Genomic DNA, 13,761 nt, shown 5'->3' with positions numbered 1-13,761 from the left:
GCCGGCCAGCGGTCAGTCGCGCCTAATACCACCCGATGGCGACCTCGTGCGCCCACGCGTTGCAGGGGCTGCCGTAGCGATCCTGGATATAGCCGAGACCCCAGTTGATCTGAGTTCGGTAATTCGTGAGCCAATCCGCCCCCGCGGCGTTGTACTTGGAGGCGGGCAGGGCTTGGGCGATCCCGTAGGCACCACTCGACGGATTCGTGGCGTCTGTCATCCAGCTCGATTCCCTCGTCCACAGCTGAAGGAGGCACTGGAACTCGGACCCGCCCCAGCCATAGCCGCCGATTTGGGACGAGGCGTAGGCCTGAGCGCCACCGGGGTCATTGACCACGGAGCCCACATGGGGGCTGACCACCGTGACACCAGTGTCGACAGGCGCTGCTGGCCCGGCAACATGCTGCGGCACCTGCTGGGCTGCTCGCTGAGCGGCCAGTTGCGCGGCAGCGGCAGCCTCCTCCGCGGCCTTCTGCTTGGCCGCCTGAGCCGCTTGGTAGGCGGCCAGCGCCTGCTGGCCCTCGTTGTACTTCTGCTCCACCTCCGCAGAGGTGCCCTGCAAGTCCGCAAGCTGGGCGACAAGGGTGCTCTGCTGCTGCTGCGTCTGGGCCACGACGTCCTGGGCGTGCTGCTGCGCCGCCTGTGCCGCATCGAGGTCCTTCTTTGCCGCAGCAGATAGCTCCGCGAGGGCATCCTCGGCCTCGCGCGACTGGCCTTCGGCCGCGGCCGCGTTGTTGGCGGCACTCTTGTATCGGGCCACGGCGTCGGCCGCCTCGTTCCCGAGGATCTGCAGAGTACCGAGACGGTCAAGGCCGTCCGACTGCCCCAGGATTGAGAAAGCATCAAGAGCACCGGACGACGTGCCACCGGCATAGGCTGCGGCGGCAATGCGCCCCGCTGCCTGCTGCGCCGAGTCGCGTTCCTTCAATCGCTGGTCCTTCGCCGCCTGCAGCGCGTCCACGACCCGCTGCTGGTCTTTCACCGCCTGATCCGCGCGCGCATACGTCGCGCCAGCTTCAACTGCCTTCGCGGAGGCGTCTGCTGCGGTGGCCTCAACCGAAGACAGCAGACCGTTGATCTTCGTGACCTCCGCCTGGGCGGCATCGGCATTGGCCTTCGCTGCCTGGACGTCGGCCCAGGACGGAAATCCGGACGGCGGCGCATCGTCATCCGCCACAGCCGAGGGCACAGCCGACCACGCCAGCACCAGAATGGCGCTGGCGAGAGCCGCCGAAACGGCTCGGCCCAGTCGATTGCCTTCACGTCTCATACTGCTGAAGAGTATTCGGGCACCGCAGGACGACCGTCCACGGGGCGCGCTGGATTCACGGGAAGTTCCCAGCGGATTGTCAGCCGTCCAACGCCTCCGCCGCAAGCCGGAACGCCCGGCCCGAAGAGTGGCCTTTTCGGGCGAGCATGCTGGCCAGTCGCCGCAGCTCCTTATCCCGCGCACTCAAGTCAGTTGCATCCACGGGGCGGCGTTTCCGCGCCACCAGCCGACGCGCGGCCTCCAGCTCATCGTCGTCGCTCAGATCCGAGAGGGCACCCTCGGCCGCGGCCCCGACGATGCCCTTCTGGGCCAGTTCCCGACGAAGAGCGGCTTTGGAGAGCGACTTGCCCGAGGACCTCGTACGGACCCACATGCCGGCGAACTCGGCATCGTTGATCAGCCCTACGTCCTCGAAGCGCGTCAGCACCGCTTGGGCGACATCCTCCGGTACGTTCCTCCCGCGGAGCTTCTCCGCCAACTGGTGCCGGGTCTTGGGACCGAGCGTGAGCTGGCGGAGAAGGATCGCCCGCGCGACCGATTCGGGATCGGCTTCGCGGTCTTCCTCTGGTTCCGGGGAACGACCCACCGGCTACTCGCCGTCGACGGCCTTGAGCCGCGGCTGCTCTTCTTCGGCTGGCTTCGTGCCCACGCCGAGCTTCTCCTTGATGAGCCGCTCGAGCTCTTCGGCAAGCTCCGGGTTGTCGCGCAGGAACCGCCGCGAGTTCTCCATTCCCTGGCCGAGCTGGTCACCGTCGTACGTGAACCACGAGCCGGACTTCTTGATAATGCCGTGCTCCACGCCCATGTCGATGATCCCGCCTTCTCGCGAGATGCCCTGACCGTAGATGATGTCGAATTCGGCCTGCTTGAAGGGCGGCGCCATCTTGTTCTTGACGATCTTCGCCTTCGTGCGGTTTCCGACCGAGTCCGCACCCTCCTTGAGCGTCTGGACGCGCCGGACGTCAATGCGCACCGAGGCGTAGAACTTGAGGGCCTTTCCACCGGTGGTCGTCTCCGGAGAGCCGAAGAAGACGCCGATCTTCTCACGCAGCTGGTTGATGAAGATGGCCGTCGTCTTTGTCTGGTTGAGGCGACCCGTGACCTTGCGGAGGGCCTGGCTCATGAGGCGCGCCTGGAGGCCCACGTGGCTGTCGCCCATCTCTCCTTCGATTTCGGCACGCGGAACGAGAGCCGCGACCGAGTCGATCACGATGATGTCGAGCGAACCCGACCCCACCAGCATGTCCATGATCTCGAGTGCCTGTTCACCCGTGTCCGGCTGCGAGACGAGCAGTGCATCCGTGTCCACGCCGAGCTTCGCCGCGTACTCCGGGTCCAGAGCGTGCTCCGCGTCGATGAAGGCGGCGATGCCGCCGTTCCGCTGGGCGTTCGCGACCGCGTGGAGGGCGACTGTGGTCTTACCCGATGATTCAGGGCCGTAGATCTCCACGACACGGCCACGCGGGAGCCCGCCAATCCCGAGCGCCACATCGAGAGCGATCGAGCCGGTCGGGATGACCTCGATCGGCGCCCGGGTATCGTCCCCGAGACGCATGATCGATCCCTTGCCGAACTGCTTGTCGATCTGCGCGAGTGCCGCTTCGAGTGCCTTTGCGCGATCTGGCGCTGCCGCCATGGTCCACCTCCGGTCGGTTGCCGTTCAATCCACTCGCTACGCTACCGACGCCCACCGACAACACAGCGCCCCTCGCATGCGTATGTGGACAACTCGGCCCGGAACCGTGAATCTTTGCCTGATGAAGAGACTACCGCTCACCGAACACATCTTCGAAGAACCCATCGGCGTGTCATGAATCTTTGAGCGGCCTGTCCTTGCCGAGTCGCCGCTCTGGCGGGACATCCTGCATGTCGCACACTGCGAGCCAGACAGTGCGGGGGTTCTGCCCAGCCCTCAGCGCTTCAACGGCGGTGCGCCCGCCCACCGCGGTCAGCACCAGGGTCGAAGCGAGCACCCGCGCGTAGCCCTCTCCGAACTCATCCTCCATGAGCCGCCAGAAGTCGCTATGCCGCATCGGTACATTCTTTCACCCACCTATGATTGCCTCATGCCCACCCCGAGCGAGAATCCGCAGGAGTTCGACGCTGCATTCGAAACGATCGAACAGCAGCTGAGCCTCTTCTGGCGCCGGGCCCGGGCCGTCTCCCACGCCATCTCCCGGTCGCTGCATCCCGAAGTCGAGCCCGGGGCCTACGGCCTGCTCATGCTGCTGCAGCGGGAGGGGCCCATGCGCGTCACCGAGATCGCAGCCCTGATCGGAATCGGCAAGCCCTCCGTCAGCCGTCAGGTCGCTCTGCTCGAGCAGCTCGGACTCGTCACCAAGGCCGACGACCCGGACGACCGCCGGGCACAGCGTGTCGCCCTCAGCCCGGCCGGCGTCGCCGAGGTCCAGGAGCTGCGCAGCCGTCGCCTTTCCTTCTTCCGCGAGGCGCTCGGCTCGTGGGATCTCACGGACCTCTCGCAGCTGGCCGGCTACTTCTCGCGGGTGAACGAGGCCCTCGCCGCCGCCGGCCAGCGTAAGCACCAAAAGCCGGAGGGGCAGGACCCGCGTCCTGCCCCTCCGGCTCAACAATCTATGGCCGACGGCGACTAGCCGTTACGTCGGCCCGTCGCCTCGGATCTCAGCGCGATCCGCTGAGCTCGATCCCCAGCTCCTCGGTGAGGTCACGACCGTACCGCTGCGAGAATTCCTGCGGCACAGTGTCCGGAACGGCGATGCCCTCGGCAACGGCGACCCGATCGCTGACTTCGCGGAGCATGGCTGAGAGCGGCACATCAAGGGCCGCGCAGATCGACGAGAGAAGCTCAGAGGACGCTTCCTTCTGACCCCGCTCGACCTCGCTCAGGTAACCGAGCGAAACGCGGGCGTTGTGGGAAACTTCACGGAGCGTACGGCCCTGACGTTGGCGGACGTCACGCAGGACGTCCCCAATCTCATGACGCAGAACTACCATCTTGCGCTCCTTCTTCTCTTCAGGGGCGATTTCAGCCAAGCCCACATTGCGCCAGCGGACTACGCCATTGACGGTTACGGGCTGCTTGACCATGTGTATCAGTGCGCTCCTTGTAGGGGTGCCCGGCTCGCCGGGCTTCCGTGTCACCCATCCTAGATGCCGCCGTTGCGGTGGCGACACTAGAATCAACTATCAGCTTTGGTCCTTTGTTCCCCAGTGGTTTTGAACCCTACCCAAAATCACAGGCAGCTCTCAGATCATGAGCCCCGCAAGGAGCGCCCGAAGGGCCGCGTCCCTTGCGGCCGCGCGAATCTCAGCGCGGTTTCCCTCGAAGGTGAACTCTTGGGTCTCAGTTCTCTCCGGGCCGGCAACTGCAACATAGACGGTTCCCACTGGCTTGCCGTCATGGGCGTCCGGCCCAGCCACCCCGGGGGTCGACACTCCGTAATCGGCGCCGCAGACCCGTCGCGCTCCTTCGGCCATCTGCGCCGCGACGTGGGGATTGACCGAACCGGCCTCGGCCAAAAGCTGCTCGGACACCCCAAGGATCCCGGCCTTGACCTCACTCGCGTAACTGACCACTCCGCCGCGCAGCATCCCAGAGGCGCCCGGAACGTCCGCGAGGGCAGCGGCGACGAGGCCCGCCGTCAGCGACTCCGCCGTGGCCACCGTGGCGCCTGCCCCAAGGAAGGCCGCGACGACCTCCTCCGCGGTCACGGACCGCTCCACCGCGTCACTCCCCCCGCACCGCCGCAGCCCGGAGCCTGACGGCTTTGACCACATAGTCCGCACCCGTCACCACCGTCACCGCAACGGCGGCCAGCATGACCACAAATGCCACCGCAGGAACCGCAGGCGCAACGTCCCTCAGCGGCAGCAGGTAGAGCCCGAGGGCTATGGTCTGGAGGACCGTCTTGAGCTTGCCCCCTGGCGAGGCGGGCATCACACCGTAGCGGATGACGACGAACCGCAGTGCCGTGATGCCCCATTCCCGCACCAGGATGACGATCGTGATCCACCACGGGAGCTCGCCCAGGGCCGAGAGAAGCAGGAGCCCGGCTCCCGTGAGGAGCTTGTCCGCGATCGGGTCGGCGATCTTGCCGAAGTTCGTGACGAGGTTGCGCCGACGGGCAATCTGGCCGTCGAGCTGGTCTGTGTACATCGCGATGGCGAACGCCAGCACCGCCAGCCACCGCAAGGGTCCCTGATGGGAGCCGTCAGCCAGCATCAGCCAGACGAAGACCGGCACGAGGACGATCCGGAACATCGTGAGGATGTTCGGCAGGTTCCAGAGCTGGGAGGCCCGAGGGCCCGTCTGCTCCGGCTGCTGTGCGGTGGTCACCAACCAAGCCTAGCGGCCGGTGAGCTGCCAGGCGTCCTCGCTGCCGCCGTCGTCGTCTTCGTCGTAGTAGTCCACGGCCTGGGTGCGCGCGTCGAGATCAGCGGCGACCACGTCCTCCGCATAGGGCGAGTCGAGGGCCTGGTCGCCCATCCGGTGGTTGACGTTCGCGTTCTCCGCCAGGGCCTGCTCGGTGTGGTTTGCGGGCGAGGACGACGGCGAGTCCTCACCGCGGAGCGCGGCCAGCACGGCGGGCAGGTCGTCGGGCTTGACCAAGACGTCGCGCGCCTTCGAGCCCTCCGAGGGCCCGACCACACCGCGGCTCTCGAGGAGGTCCATGAGGCGGCCCGCCTTCGCGAAGCCGACCCTCAGCTTGCGCTGGAGCATGGACGTCGAGCCGAACTGCGTGGTCACCACGAGCTCGGTGGCCTGAAGCAGGACCTCGAGGTCATCGCCGATCTCCTCGTCGATCTGCTTCTTCTCCGGCTCCGCTGCGACATCCTCGCGGTACGTCACCTGCAGCTGGCCCTTGACGTGCTCCACGATCTGATGGATCTCGGATTCGGAGACCCACGCGCCTTGGACGCGCATCGGCTTGGAAGCGCCCATAGGCAGGAAGAGCGCATCGCCCTGGCCGATGAGCTTCTCCGCCCCGGGCTGATCAAGCACGACTCGGGAGTCGGTGACGGACGACGTCGCGAAGGCCATGCGAGAAGGCACGTTCGCCTTGATGAGGCCTGTCACGACGTCGACGGATGGGCGCTGCGTCGCGAGCACCAGGTGGATGCCGGCGGCACGCGCAAGCTGGGTGATCCGCACGATCGAATCCTCGACGTCCCTCGGGGCGACCATCATGAGGTCGGCGAGCTCGTCAACGATGACCAAGAGGTACGGGTAGGCCTTGACCTTCCGCTCTGAGCCCGGCGGCGGCACCACTTTGCCCGCGCGCACGGCCTTGTTGAAGTCGTCGATGTGCTTGAAGCCGTAGTTGGCCAGATCGTCGTACCGGGCGTCCATCTCGCGCACCACCCATTGAAGGGCCTCGGCTGCCTTCTTCGGGTTCGTGATGATGGGGGTGATGAGGTGCGGGACGCCCTCGTATGCGGTGAGCTCCACGCGCTTGGGGTCCACCATGACCATGCGGACCTCGTCCGGAGTGGATCGCATGAGGATCGACGTGATCATCGAATTCACGAACGAGGACTTGCCAGCACCGGTCGCACCGGCCACCAGCAAGTGCGGCATCTTGGCGAGGTTCGCGACGACGAAGCCGCCCTCGACGTCCTTGCCCACGCCCATGACCATCGGATGGTCGGTCCGCCGCGCGTTCTGGCTGCGAAGGACGTCGCCCAGCGACACCGTCTCGCGGTCCGTGTTGGGGATCTCGATGCCGATCGCACTCTTGCCGGGGATGGGGCTCAGGATGCGCACGTCCGAGCTCGCGACGGCATAGGCGATGTTCTTGCTGAGCGCCGTGACCTTCTCGACCTTCGTTCCCGAAGCGAGCTCGATCTCGTAGCGCGTGACCGTCGGACCACGGCTGAAACCGGTCACCTCTGCGTCCACGTTGAACTGCTGCAGGGTGTTGGTCAGCGCGGCAACGATCGCGTCATTCGCTTCAGTGCGCTCCTTGGGGGCCGTGCCCTGGACGAGGAGTTCCGACGACGGGAGCGTGTAGGTGACGTCGCCGGCCAGCTGGAGCTGCTCGGTCCGCTGCGGGATGGGCGACGGCGGCGCTGCTGGCGGGCGCGGTGCGGACGGGACAGTCGGGGCTGTCTGAGGGACGACGGCGGGGATCGCCTCGGTGGCTCCCTCCGGCGCCTTCTCGGCTGGTTTGGCGCTTCCCCTCGCTGCACGGATCTTCTCAATCGCGGCTTCGGCCTGAGACCGTCCCCGCCCCGCGGCGGCACCGGCGGCAAGAGCCTCCGTGGGGTCGGGATCCCCCACGACGGCCCTCTCATAGGGCTCATCGCCGGCGAATCCCTCCGCCGCCTCGAGCTCTTCGGTGGACTCGTCGCGTCCGAACAGGCGGCGCTTCTTCTTGGGCTTCTTCGCGACCTCCTCTGCCCGCCGGTCCGAGTCGTACAGGTAGCTGCGATCATGGCCGTCTGCGTCGTCGTTCGCCGGATCGACGCCCATGAGCTGCTCCCATCCCTCCCGCAGCCGTCGGGGAATGGCGGTGAAGGGCGTGGCCGTCACAATGAGGACCGAGACGAACAGCAGGAACGAATAGACCGCAACCGGGACAGCGGGATTGATCGAGGCCATCAGCGACGAGGCGAGGAACCCCACCATCCCGCCCGCGCGGCGGAGGCTGTCGAAGCCGTCGGCCACGGATGGCAGGCCGCCGAGCACGTGGGCGAGTCCCGCTCCGGAGAAGGCCATGACGAGGAAGCCGATGCCCACCCGGTTGTTGCCGCGCTGGTCCTCCGGATGGCGGAAGAGCCTGAAGGCACAGACCCCGAGCATGAGCGGGAGCACCAGGGAAATCCACCCGAACGTCCCGTTGACCACCGCGTAGACCACATCCGGGAACCACCCGTGCCAACCCCACCACGCGAAGGTCGCGATGAACACTGCGAGGGCCAGATTGAACAGGCCGGCTCCGTCGCGCCGCGCCGCGGGATCGATGTTGCTCACGTCGGTGCCGATGCGCCTCACACCCGCACCGACGGCATGGGCGATCCCCTGCCAAGCCCCGCCGACGACGCGCGCGGGCCATGGCTGCCCGGTGTCCCTGCTGGTGACGGACGCGGATCTGCCGGATGGACGCTTGGACCCGGAGCCTGAGGCCTTGCCCTGGCTCGATCGAGGGGTGCGTGGCGCGGAGGAAGTACGGGTCGCCATGATCCCTACGGTAGCGCGAGGGGCCGACGAATCCGTGGACCTCAACGGTCCACGGCTCGGCGGCCCCTCGCGCTATAGCCCCGGTTGGCTGCTCAGGCTTCGAGCACCACCGGGATGATCATCGGCCGGCGCCGCAGCTTGCGGCTCACCCAGGTGCCGATCACACGCCGGACCACCTGCTGGAGCTGGTACGCCGTGTGGTCCGGCTTTGCGAGGATCGCTTCCTCGAGCGCCTCGTTGACCTTCGGAATGATGTCATCGAAGACGGCGTCGTCCTCCGCCACGCCGCGGGCGTGGATCTCCGGGCCGGAAACGACCTTGCCCGTCGAGCGGTTCACCACCGTGATGACCGAGATGAAGCCCTCATCGCCGAGGATGCGCCGGTCCTTGAGATCGGCATCGGTGATAGCGCCCACGCTGCTGCCGTCGACGTAGACAAAGCCCACCTCGACCTGGCCCACGATCCGAGCACGCCCGTCTGCGAGGTCAACCACCGTGCCGTTGTCGGCAAGGATCACGCTGTCCGGCTCCATCCCCGTCTCAAGGGCGAGATTGCCGTTGGCGATGAGATGGCGCGTCTCGCCGTGAACCGGCATGGCGTTGAGCGGCTCGACGATGTTGTAGCAGTAGAGGAGCTCGCCCGCCGCCGCATGGCCGGAGACGTGCACCTTGGCGTTGCCCTTGTGGACGACCTTGGCTCCGAGCTTGAGCAGCCCGTTGATGACGCGGAAGACCGCGTTCTCGTTGCCCGGGATGAGCGACGAGGCGAGGATCACCATGTCCCCCGTGCCGACTTGCACGCGATGGTCGCCGTTCGCCATCCGGGAGAGGGCTGCCATGGGTTCGCCCTGGGACCCGGTCGACATCAGGACGAGCTGGTGGTCCGGGTAGTCGTCGATGTGCTTGATGTCCACGAGAATGCCCGGCGGGACGTCAAGGTAGCCGAGCTTCGCGGCGATGGTCATATTGCGCACCATCGACCGGCCCACGAAGGCCACCTTGCGACCGTGGTGATGGGCGGCGTCGAGCACCTGCTGCACACGGTGAACATGCGAGGAGAAGCTGGCCACGATGATCCGCTTGCGCGCCTGCCCGAACAGCCGATCGAGGACCGGCCCGATCTCCTTCTCGGCGGTCGTGAACCCCGGGATGTCAGCGTTCGTCGAGTCCGCCATGAAGAGGTCCACGCCCTCTTCGCCAAGCCGGGCGAAGTGGCGGAGGTCCGTGATGCGGCCGTCGAGCGGGAGCTGGTCCATCTTGAAGTCACCCGTGTGGAGGACGGTGCCTCCGGCAGTGCGAATGAAGACAGCGAGAGCATCCGGAATGGAGTGGTTCACGGCGATGAACTCGGTCTGGAAGGGGCCGAAGTCGAGGACTTGGCCTTCTTCGACCACCCGGAGGACAGGAGTGATCCTGTGCTCCGCGAGCTTCGCCTCCACGAGCGCCAGCGTGAGCTGCGATCCGACGAGGGGGATGTCGCGGCGGTGCCGCAGGAGATAGGGGACGGCCCCGATGTGATCCTCGTGACCGTGGGTGAGCACACAGGCCACCACGTCCTGGATGCGATCCTCGATGTAGGAGAAGTCCGGGAGGATCAAGTCCACGCCGGGCTGGTGCTCTTCCGGGAAGAGGACACCGCAGTCGACGATGAGGAGCTTGCCGTCGATCTCGAAGACGGCCATGTTGCGGCCGACCTCGCCCAGTCCCCCGAGGGGCACGATCCGGAGAGTGCCCTGAGGCAGCTTCGGCGGCGTCGTCAGAACCGGGAGGGCAAGTTGGGTCATAGCTTCTTCTTTCTAGGTACAGTCCATCTAGGCAAAGTCCATTCCGGCTTCGGCCAGATCGGCTCGGATGAGGGCGAGCTCCGCGTCGCCCGGCTCCACGAGGGGAAGCCGGACGGTGGAGGTGGGCAGGACTCCCTGCCACTTGAGAACCTGCTTCGTCGCGACGGCGCCCTGCACGCGGGTCATGATGCCGCGGATCACGGGGTCGAGATCGAAGTGAATCTTTCGGGCAGTCGCGAAGTCACCGGCGAGCGCCGCGTCGACGAGGGCACGGAACTGCTTCGTGACCACGTGGGCGGTCACACTTACGACGCCCAGGGCACCAGCCGCCATCCACGGCAGCGTCAGCCCGTCGTCGCCGGAATAGACGGCGAGGTCGGTCTTTGCCAGAACCCGGGTGATGCCGCCGAAGTCCGCCTTCGCGTCCTTGAGGCCGCGGATGTTGGGGTGTTCGGCCAGCCGAAGGATCGTGTCCGTGGCGATCGGGATCCCCGAACGGCCGGGAATGTCGTAGAGCATCACGGGAAGGTCCGTCGCGGAGGCGATGCTCTCGAAGTGCGCCTGCACTCCCGCCTGGCTGGGCTTGTTGTAGTAGGGCGTCACGATCAGGAGGCCGTCGACGCCGAGCTCGGCTGCTCGCCGGGAGAGGCTGATCGAGTGGCGGGTGTCGTTCGTCCCGGTGCCGGCGATCACCTTGGCCCGGCCGCCCACGGCCTCGAGGACGACCTTGAACATCGCAAGGTTTTCCTCGTCCGTGAGGGTGGAGGTCTCACCCGTGGTGCCGGTGACCACGAGGCCATCGCATCCGTCGTCGACAAGCTTGGCCGCCAGCTGACCCGCCGCATCGTAGTCGACTTCGCCGTCCTTCGCGAAAGGCGTGATCATCGCGGTCAGAAGGGTGCCGAAAGTCTGGGTGCGGATGTCGGAGTCAGCCATGCTCAAAACGTTACCCTGTCGCCGCTCGAGATGGAGAACGGAGCGTTCGCAATTCAGCGGCGGTAACGGTCAAGCATGGAGCGGAACAGCAGCGCAGAAACCACCTCTGACCCGGTCCCCCTCGCGTGGGCCATCCGGTGCCCGTCAGGACCCCACACGCCGCTCCCGCCGCACGATGGACCCAGTGACGTTCTCCCGGCGGCGTTCGCCAGCAGCGCGAAGAAGCGGCTGTCCATGGCCCGGGCCCCGAAATGCAGGTCCAACCGCCGCTCCTCTCCCACAACGTAAACCGCGGAAGCCGCGTAGACGTCGGCACCGCTGGCCGCAGCTTCTGCGGCGTGCGACGGCTTTGCCACGTCGAAGCAGACGGCGAGAGCGATATTCCAGCCATCCACCTCGACAAGCGTGGGTCCCGAGCCCGGCTCGAAATAGTGCTGCTCGGCTCCGTGCACGTGAGTCTTCGGGGCGATGAGGGGAATGGTTCCGGGTCGGATCAGCACCGACGCGAGACGCGGCGTCCCATCCGGCTCACGGACCGCCGCGCCCAAAGCCGCGATGATTCCCATGTCCTCGCACGCGGCCTGAACTTCAGCGAGCTGGCTCGAGGGATTCGTGAGCCAGCACGCGTCGTCGTCGAGTTGCGAGAGGTCGTAACCGATGAGCGAGAGCTCGGGGAAGACGGCGATCCGCGCACCGTGCCCGTCGGCATCCTCCAAGGCCTGGACGTGCCCACCGATATTGGCAGCGATTCCGCCTTGGCTCGACTCGTATTGCACGGCTGCGACGGTGAGCTCAGCGGACATGCGGCCATCCTAGGCCATCAGGCTGTCCGCTCAGGGGGCGTGGAGGAGCGCGACAAGGCGAGCTTCGGCCGCCCTCCGCAGAGCCTCGGCCCATCCCGCCAGCTGGCCCGCAGCGAGCGAGAACCGGACGAGCTCTTCGGGACGAAGAACTTCGACGTCCACCTCGCTCAGCCTGCGCGCGAGCTCCCCGACCGTCTGCTCGCCAACCGCGAGCGGGTTCTCGATTCCCCGGGCCTCGGGATCATGTGGAGCGTCCATGCCTTCGAGCATATTCGAAGATGTGTTCGAACAACAAGGGCGTCCCCGCCCCGTGAGAGCATGAGCCCATGGCGTCTCCTCCCACGGCCGCGACGCGACTCATCGGGGTCGATCTTGCCCGCGGGACGGCATTGCTCGCCATGATGGCCACGCACATCCTGCCGACCATGGAGCCCGACCTCGCCGGGCGGATGGAGCCCACATGGATCGGCCTCGCCTTCTCGGGACGAGCCGCCGCGCTCTTCGCCGTCGTGGCGGGAATCTCCCTCTCCCTCGGCCGCGTTCCCGCTGCTGCCAACCGCCCGGGGCTCGCGCTCCGCGCACTGGTGATCGCCGTCGTCGGCCTCTTCCTCGGCGGGCTCGATGTGAACATCGCGATCATTCTGGTCCAGTACGCTGTCCTTTTCTGGTGCTCGATTCCAGCACTGAGACTCAGTCAGCGATCGCTCGGTCTCCTCGCTGGAGCATGGATCATGCTGGCCCCGGTCGCGGCGTTCATCGTGAGGCCCTGGCTTCTCGACCGCCCGGAGCCGTTGGTGCTCGGCCACAATCCAACGTGGACAGACCTCGGCGATCCCGGCAAGCTGTTGGCCGACCTCTTCGTGACCGGGAATTACCCCGTCGTTCAATGGATGGCCTATATCTTCGTGGGCTTGTGGATGGGCCGCCTGCCGCTGCGGAACTGGAGCGTCCAGGTGGGACTGCTTGTGGGAGGAGCCGCGGCCGCAGCCCTGGGGAAGGCGGCCGAGTGGGCGCTCATGGTCCCCTTGGGTGGCCATGCCGCGCTCATGGCCACGCCTCAAGCCAGCCAATGGCCGCTTGATGCCATGCTCCGGGCCGATCTGCTCGGCGTGCAGCAGACCGGCACCGTGTGGTGGCTGGCAACCGCCGCACCCCACTCGGGCACCACCCTCGACCTCCTGCACACGAGCGGCACTTCGGCATTGGCTCTCGGATTCTTCCTCCTCCTAGCCCGCATCGGGCCATTCAGCCGGACCGGGATCCTCCTCCCGCTCGCGGGCGCGGGAAGCATGACGCTCACCCTCTACACCGCCCATGTGTGGGCGGTGTCATGGAGCCAGGCCGGCGGAACACCAGGCCTTGAACGAGAGGGGCTGCTCGCCGTTCATGTCGTTGCCGCCTTGGCGATAGGGCTGCTTTTCCGAGCCAACGGCTGGAGGGGCCCGCTCGAGTGGGGGGCGCACGGCGCCTACCGTCTCGGGAACCTCAAGCAGAGGACGGCGGCGGCACCTCCCCGCCGAGGGCGCGTCAGGTAATCGTCCAGGCGACGTTCGTCTGCCGCGTCTCCCTCAGCATCTTCGAGGGGAGCCGCGGCCGGGCGACGTGCAGGTGGTTTAGCAGCCTTCGCCGTGGGGGTTGGTGGTGCAGGTTTCGGCGTAGAGCTTGACCTGGGAGCGCCAGACGGAGAGCTCCCGTGCCGGGGAGGGCACGGGGGCGGTGCCGGGGATGGGCTGGAAGGGGCCCCCGTCGACCGAGAACTGGCCGGCGTAGACGGTGGTCAGGGCCACCGTGTAGTCCCCGGTGGCGGCG

General features: G+C 66.8%; 14 protein-coding genes and 1 pseudogene. 2 read left to right on the top strand and 13 right to left on the bottom strand.

Features of this window, described 5'->3' with window-relative positions; genetic code table 11:
* Nucleotides 1–22: 22 nt before the first annotated feature.
* The 4 genes from ACTHL9_RS12910 to ACTHL9_RS12895 form a co-directional block, all read right to left on the bottom strand.
* Nucleotides 23–1,270, bottom strand: a complete 1,248-nt coding sequence (locus ACTHL9_RS12910) for a hypothetical protein (RefSeq protein WP_440519619.1) — start codon at nt 1,268–1,270, stop codon at nt 23–25.
* Between the two features lie 79 nt (nt 1,271–1,349).
* Nucleotides 1,350–1,856 (bottom strand): regulatory protein RecX, encoded by a 507-nt coding sequence (locus ACTHL9_RS12905; protein WP_440519617.1) that lies wholly within the window; start codon nt 1,854–1,856, stop codon nt 1,350–1,352.
* A 3-nt stretch (nt 1,857–1,859) separates the two neighbouring features.
* Complete coding sequence (gene recA, locus ACTHL9_RS12900) at nt 1,860–2,906, bottom strand: recombinase RecA (protein WP_138418584.1); 1,047 nt, start codon at nt 2,904–2,906, stop codon at nt 1,860–1,862.
* A gap of 172 nt (nt 2,907–3,078) precedes the next feature.
* Entirely contained in the window at nt 3,079–3,303 is a 225-nt protein-coding gene (locus ACTHL9_RS12895; RefSeq protein WP_440519615.1) for a DUF3046 domain-containing protein, read from the bottom strand.
* 33 nt (nt 3,304–3,336) lie between these two features.
* Here ACTHL9_RS12895 and ACTHL9_RS12890 point away from each other — a divergent pair, with 33 nt between their 5' ends.
* The gene (locus tag ACTHL9_RS12890; protein ID WP_440519613.1) at nt 3,337–3,882 is read left to right on the top strand and encodes a MarR family winged helix-turn-helix transcriptional regulator; all 546 of its coding nucleotides are present in this window, start codon (nt 3,337–3,339) and stop codon (nt 3,880–3,882) included.
* 28 nt (nt 3,883–3,910) lie between these two features.
* Here ACTHL9_RS12890 and ACTHL9_RS12885 read toward each other — a convergent pair whose 3' ends face one another.
* The 8 genes from ACTHL9_RS12885 to ACTHL9_RS12850 all read right to left on the bottom strand — a co-directional run bounded on the left by ACTHL9_RS12885 (nt 3,911) and on the right by ACTHL9_RS12850 (nt 12,210).
* Nucleotides 3,911–4,336 carry a helix-turn-helix domain-containing protein gene (locus ACTHL9_RS12885; protein ID WP_138418590.1) on the bottom strand — a complete coding sequence of 142 codons (426 nt, stop codon included), beginning with the start codon at nt 4,334–4,336 and terminating at the stop codon, nt 3,911–3,913.
* A gap of 159 nt (nt 4,337–4,495) precedes the next feature.
* The gene (locus tag ACTHL9_RS12880) at nt 4,496–4,960 is read right to left on the bottom strand and encodes a CinA family protein (RefSeq protein ID WP_440519611.1); all 465 of its coding nucleotides are present in this window, start codon (nt 4,958–4,960) and stop codon (nt 4,496–4,498) included.
* A gap of 16 nt (nt 4,961–4,976) precedes the next feature.
* Nucleotides 4,977–5,585 (bottom strand): CDP-diacylglycerol--glycerol-3-phosphate 3-phosphatidyltransferase, encoded by a 609-nt coding sequence (gene pgsA / locus ACTHL9_RS12875; protein ID WP_440519609.1) that lies wholly within the window; start codon nt 5,583–5,585, stop codon nt 4,977–4,979.
* A 9-nt stretch (nt 5,586–5,594) separates the two neighbouring features.
* Nucleotides 5,595–8,429: a DNA translocase FtsK gene (locus ACTHL9_RS12870; protein WP_440519607.1), complete on the bottom strand. Its 2,835-nt coding sequence runs from the start codon at nt 8,427–8,429 to the stop codon at nt 5,595–5,597.
* 92 nt (nt 8,430–8,521) lie between these two features.
* A complete protein-coding gene (locus ACTHL9_RS12865) occupies nt 8,522–10,213 on the bottom strand; it encodes a ribonuclease J (RefSeq protein WP_440519605.1) in 1,692 nt (563 codons plus the stop codon).
* Between the two features lie 27 nt (nt 10,214–10,240).
* On the bottom strand, nt 10,241–11,149 hold the full coding sequence (gene dapA, locus ACTHL9_RS12860; protein WP_440519603.1) for a 4-hydroxy-tetrahydrodipicolinate synthase: 909 nt from the start codon (nt 11,147–11,149) through the stop codon (nt 10,241–10,243).
* Nucleotides 11,150–11,202: 53 nt separating this feature from the next.
* Nucleotides 11,203–11,952 (bottom strand): carbon-nitrogen hydrolase family protein, encoded by a 750-nt coding sequence (locus ACTHL9_RS12855; RefSeq protein ID WP_440519601.1) that lies wholly within the window; start codon nt 11,950–11,952, stop codon nt 11,203–11,205.
* 30 nt (nt 11,953–11,982) lie between these two features.
* A complete protein-coding gene (locus ACTHL9_RS12850; protein ID WP_440519599.1) occupies nt 11,983–12,210 on the bottom strand; it encodes a hypothetical protein in 228 nt (75 codons plus the stop codon).
* Between the two features lie 68 nt (nt 12,211–12,278).
* Here ACTHL9_RS12850 and ACTHL9_RS12845 point away from each other — a divergent pair, with 68 nt between their 5' ends.
* Nucleotides 12,279–13,487, top strand: coding sequence for a heparan-alpha-glucosaminide N-acetyltransferase domain-containing protein (locus ACTHL9_RS12845; RefSeq protein ID WP_440519598.1), 1,209 nt, complete (start codon nt 12,279–12,281; stop codon nt 13,485–13,487).
* 78 nt (nt 13,488–13,565) lie between these two features.
* Here ACTHL9_RS12845 and ACTHL9_RS12840 read toward each other — a convergent pair.
* Nucleotides 13,566–13,761: pseudogene (locus ACTHL9_RS12840) on the bottom strand (hypothetical protein); the annotation flags it as partial.

It is taken from the genome of Sinomonas sp. (assembly GCF_051955515.1).
GTDB lineage: Bacteria > Actinomycetota > Actinomycetes > Actinomycetales > Micrococcaceae > Sinomonas.
This window is presented reverse-complemented; position numbering and strand designations above follow the sequence as displayed.

Coding starts and splice junctions, on each gene's coding strand:
- ACTHL9_RS12885 (WP_138418590.1), bottom strand. CDS start 4,336: ATGGTCAAGCAGCCCGTAACCGTCAATGGCGTAGTCCGCTGGCGCAAT.
- ACTHL9_RS12895 (WP_440519615.1), bottom strand. CDS start 3,303: ATGCGGCATAGCGACTTCTGGCGGCTCATGGAGGATGAGTTCGGAGAG.
- ACTHL9_RS12910 (WP_440519619.1), bottom strand. CDS start 1,270: ATGAGACGTGAAGGCAATCGACTGGGCCGAGCCGTTTCGGCGGCTCTC.
- dapA (WP_440519603.1), bottom strand. CDS start 11,149: ATGGCTGACTCCGACATCCGCACCCAGACTTTCGGCACCCTTCTGACC.
- ACTHL9_RS12890 (WP_440519613.1), top strand. CDS start 3,337: ATGCCCACCCCGAGCGAGAATCCGCAGGAGTTCGACGCTGCATTCGAA.
- ACTHL9_RS12845 (WP_440519598.1), top strand. CDS start 12,279: ATGGCGTCTCCTCCCACGGCCGCGACGCGACTCATCGGGGTCGATCTT.
- ACTHL9_RS12870 (WP_440519607.1), bottom strand. CDS start 8,429: ATGGCGACCCGTACTTCCTCCGCGCCACGCACCCCTCGATCGAGCCAG.
- ACTHL9_RS12855 (WP_440519601.1), bottom strand. CDS start 11,952: ATGTCCGCTGAGCTCACCGTCGCAGCCGTGCAATACGAGTCGAGCCAA.
- ACTHL9_RS12865 (WP_440519605.1), bottom strand. CDS start 10,213: ATGACCCAACTTGCCCTCCCGGTTCTGACGACGCCGCCGAAGCTGCCT.
- ACTHL9_RS12850 (WP_440519599.1), bottom strand. CDS start 12,210: ATGGACGCTCCACATGATCCCGAGGCCCGGGGAATCGAGAACCCGCTC.
- recA (WP_138418584.1), bottom strand. CDS start 2,906: ATGGCGGCAGCGCCAGATCGCGCAAAGGCACTCGAAGCGGCACTCGCG.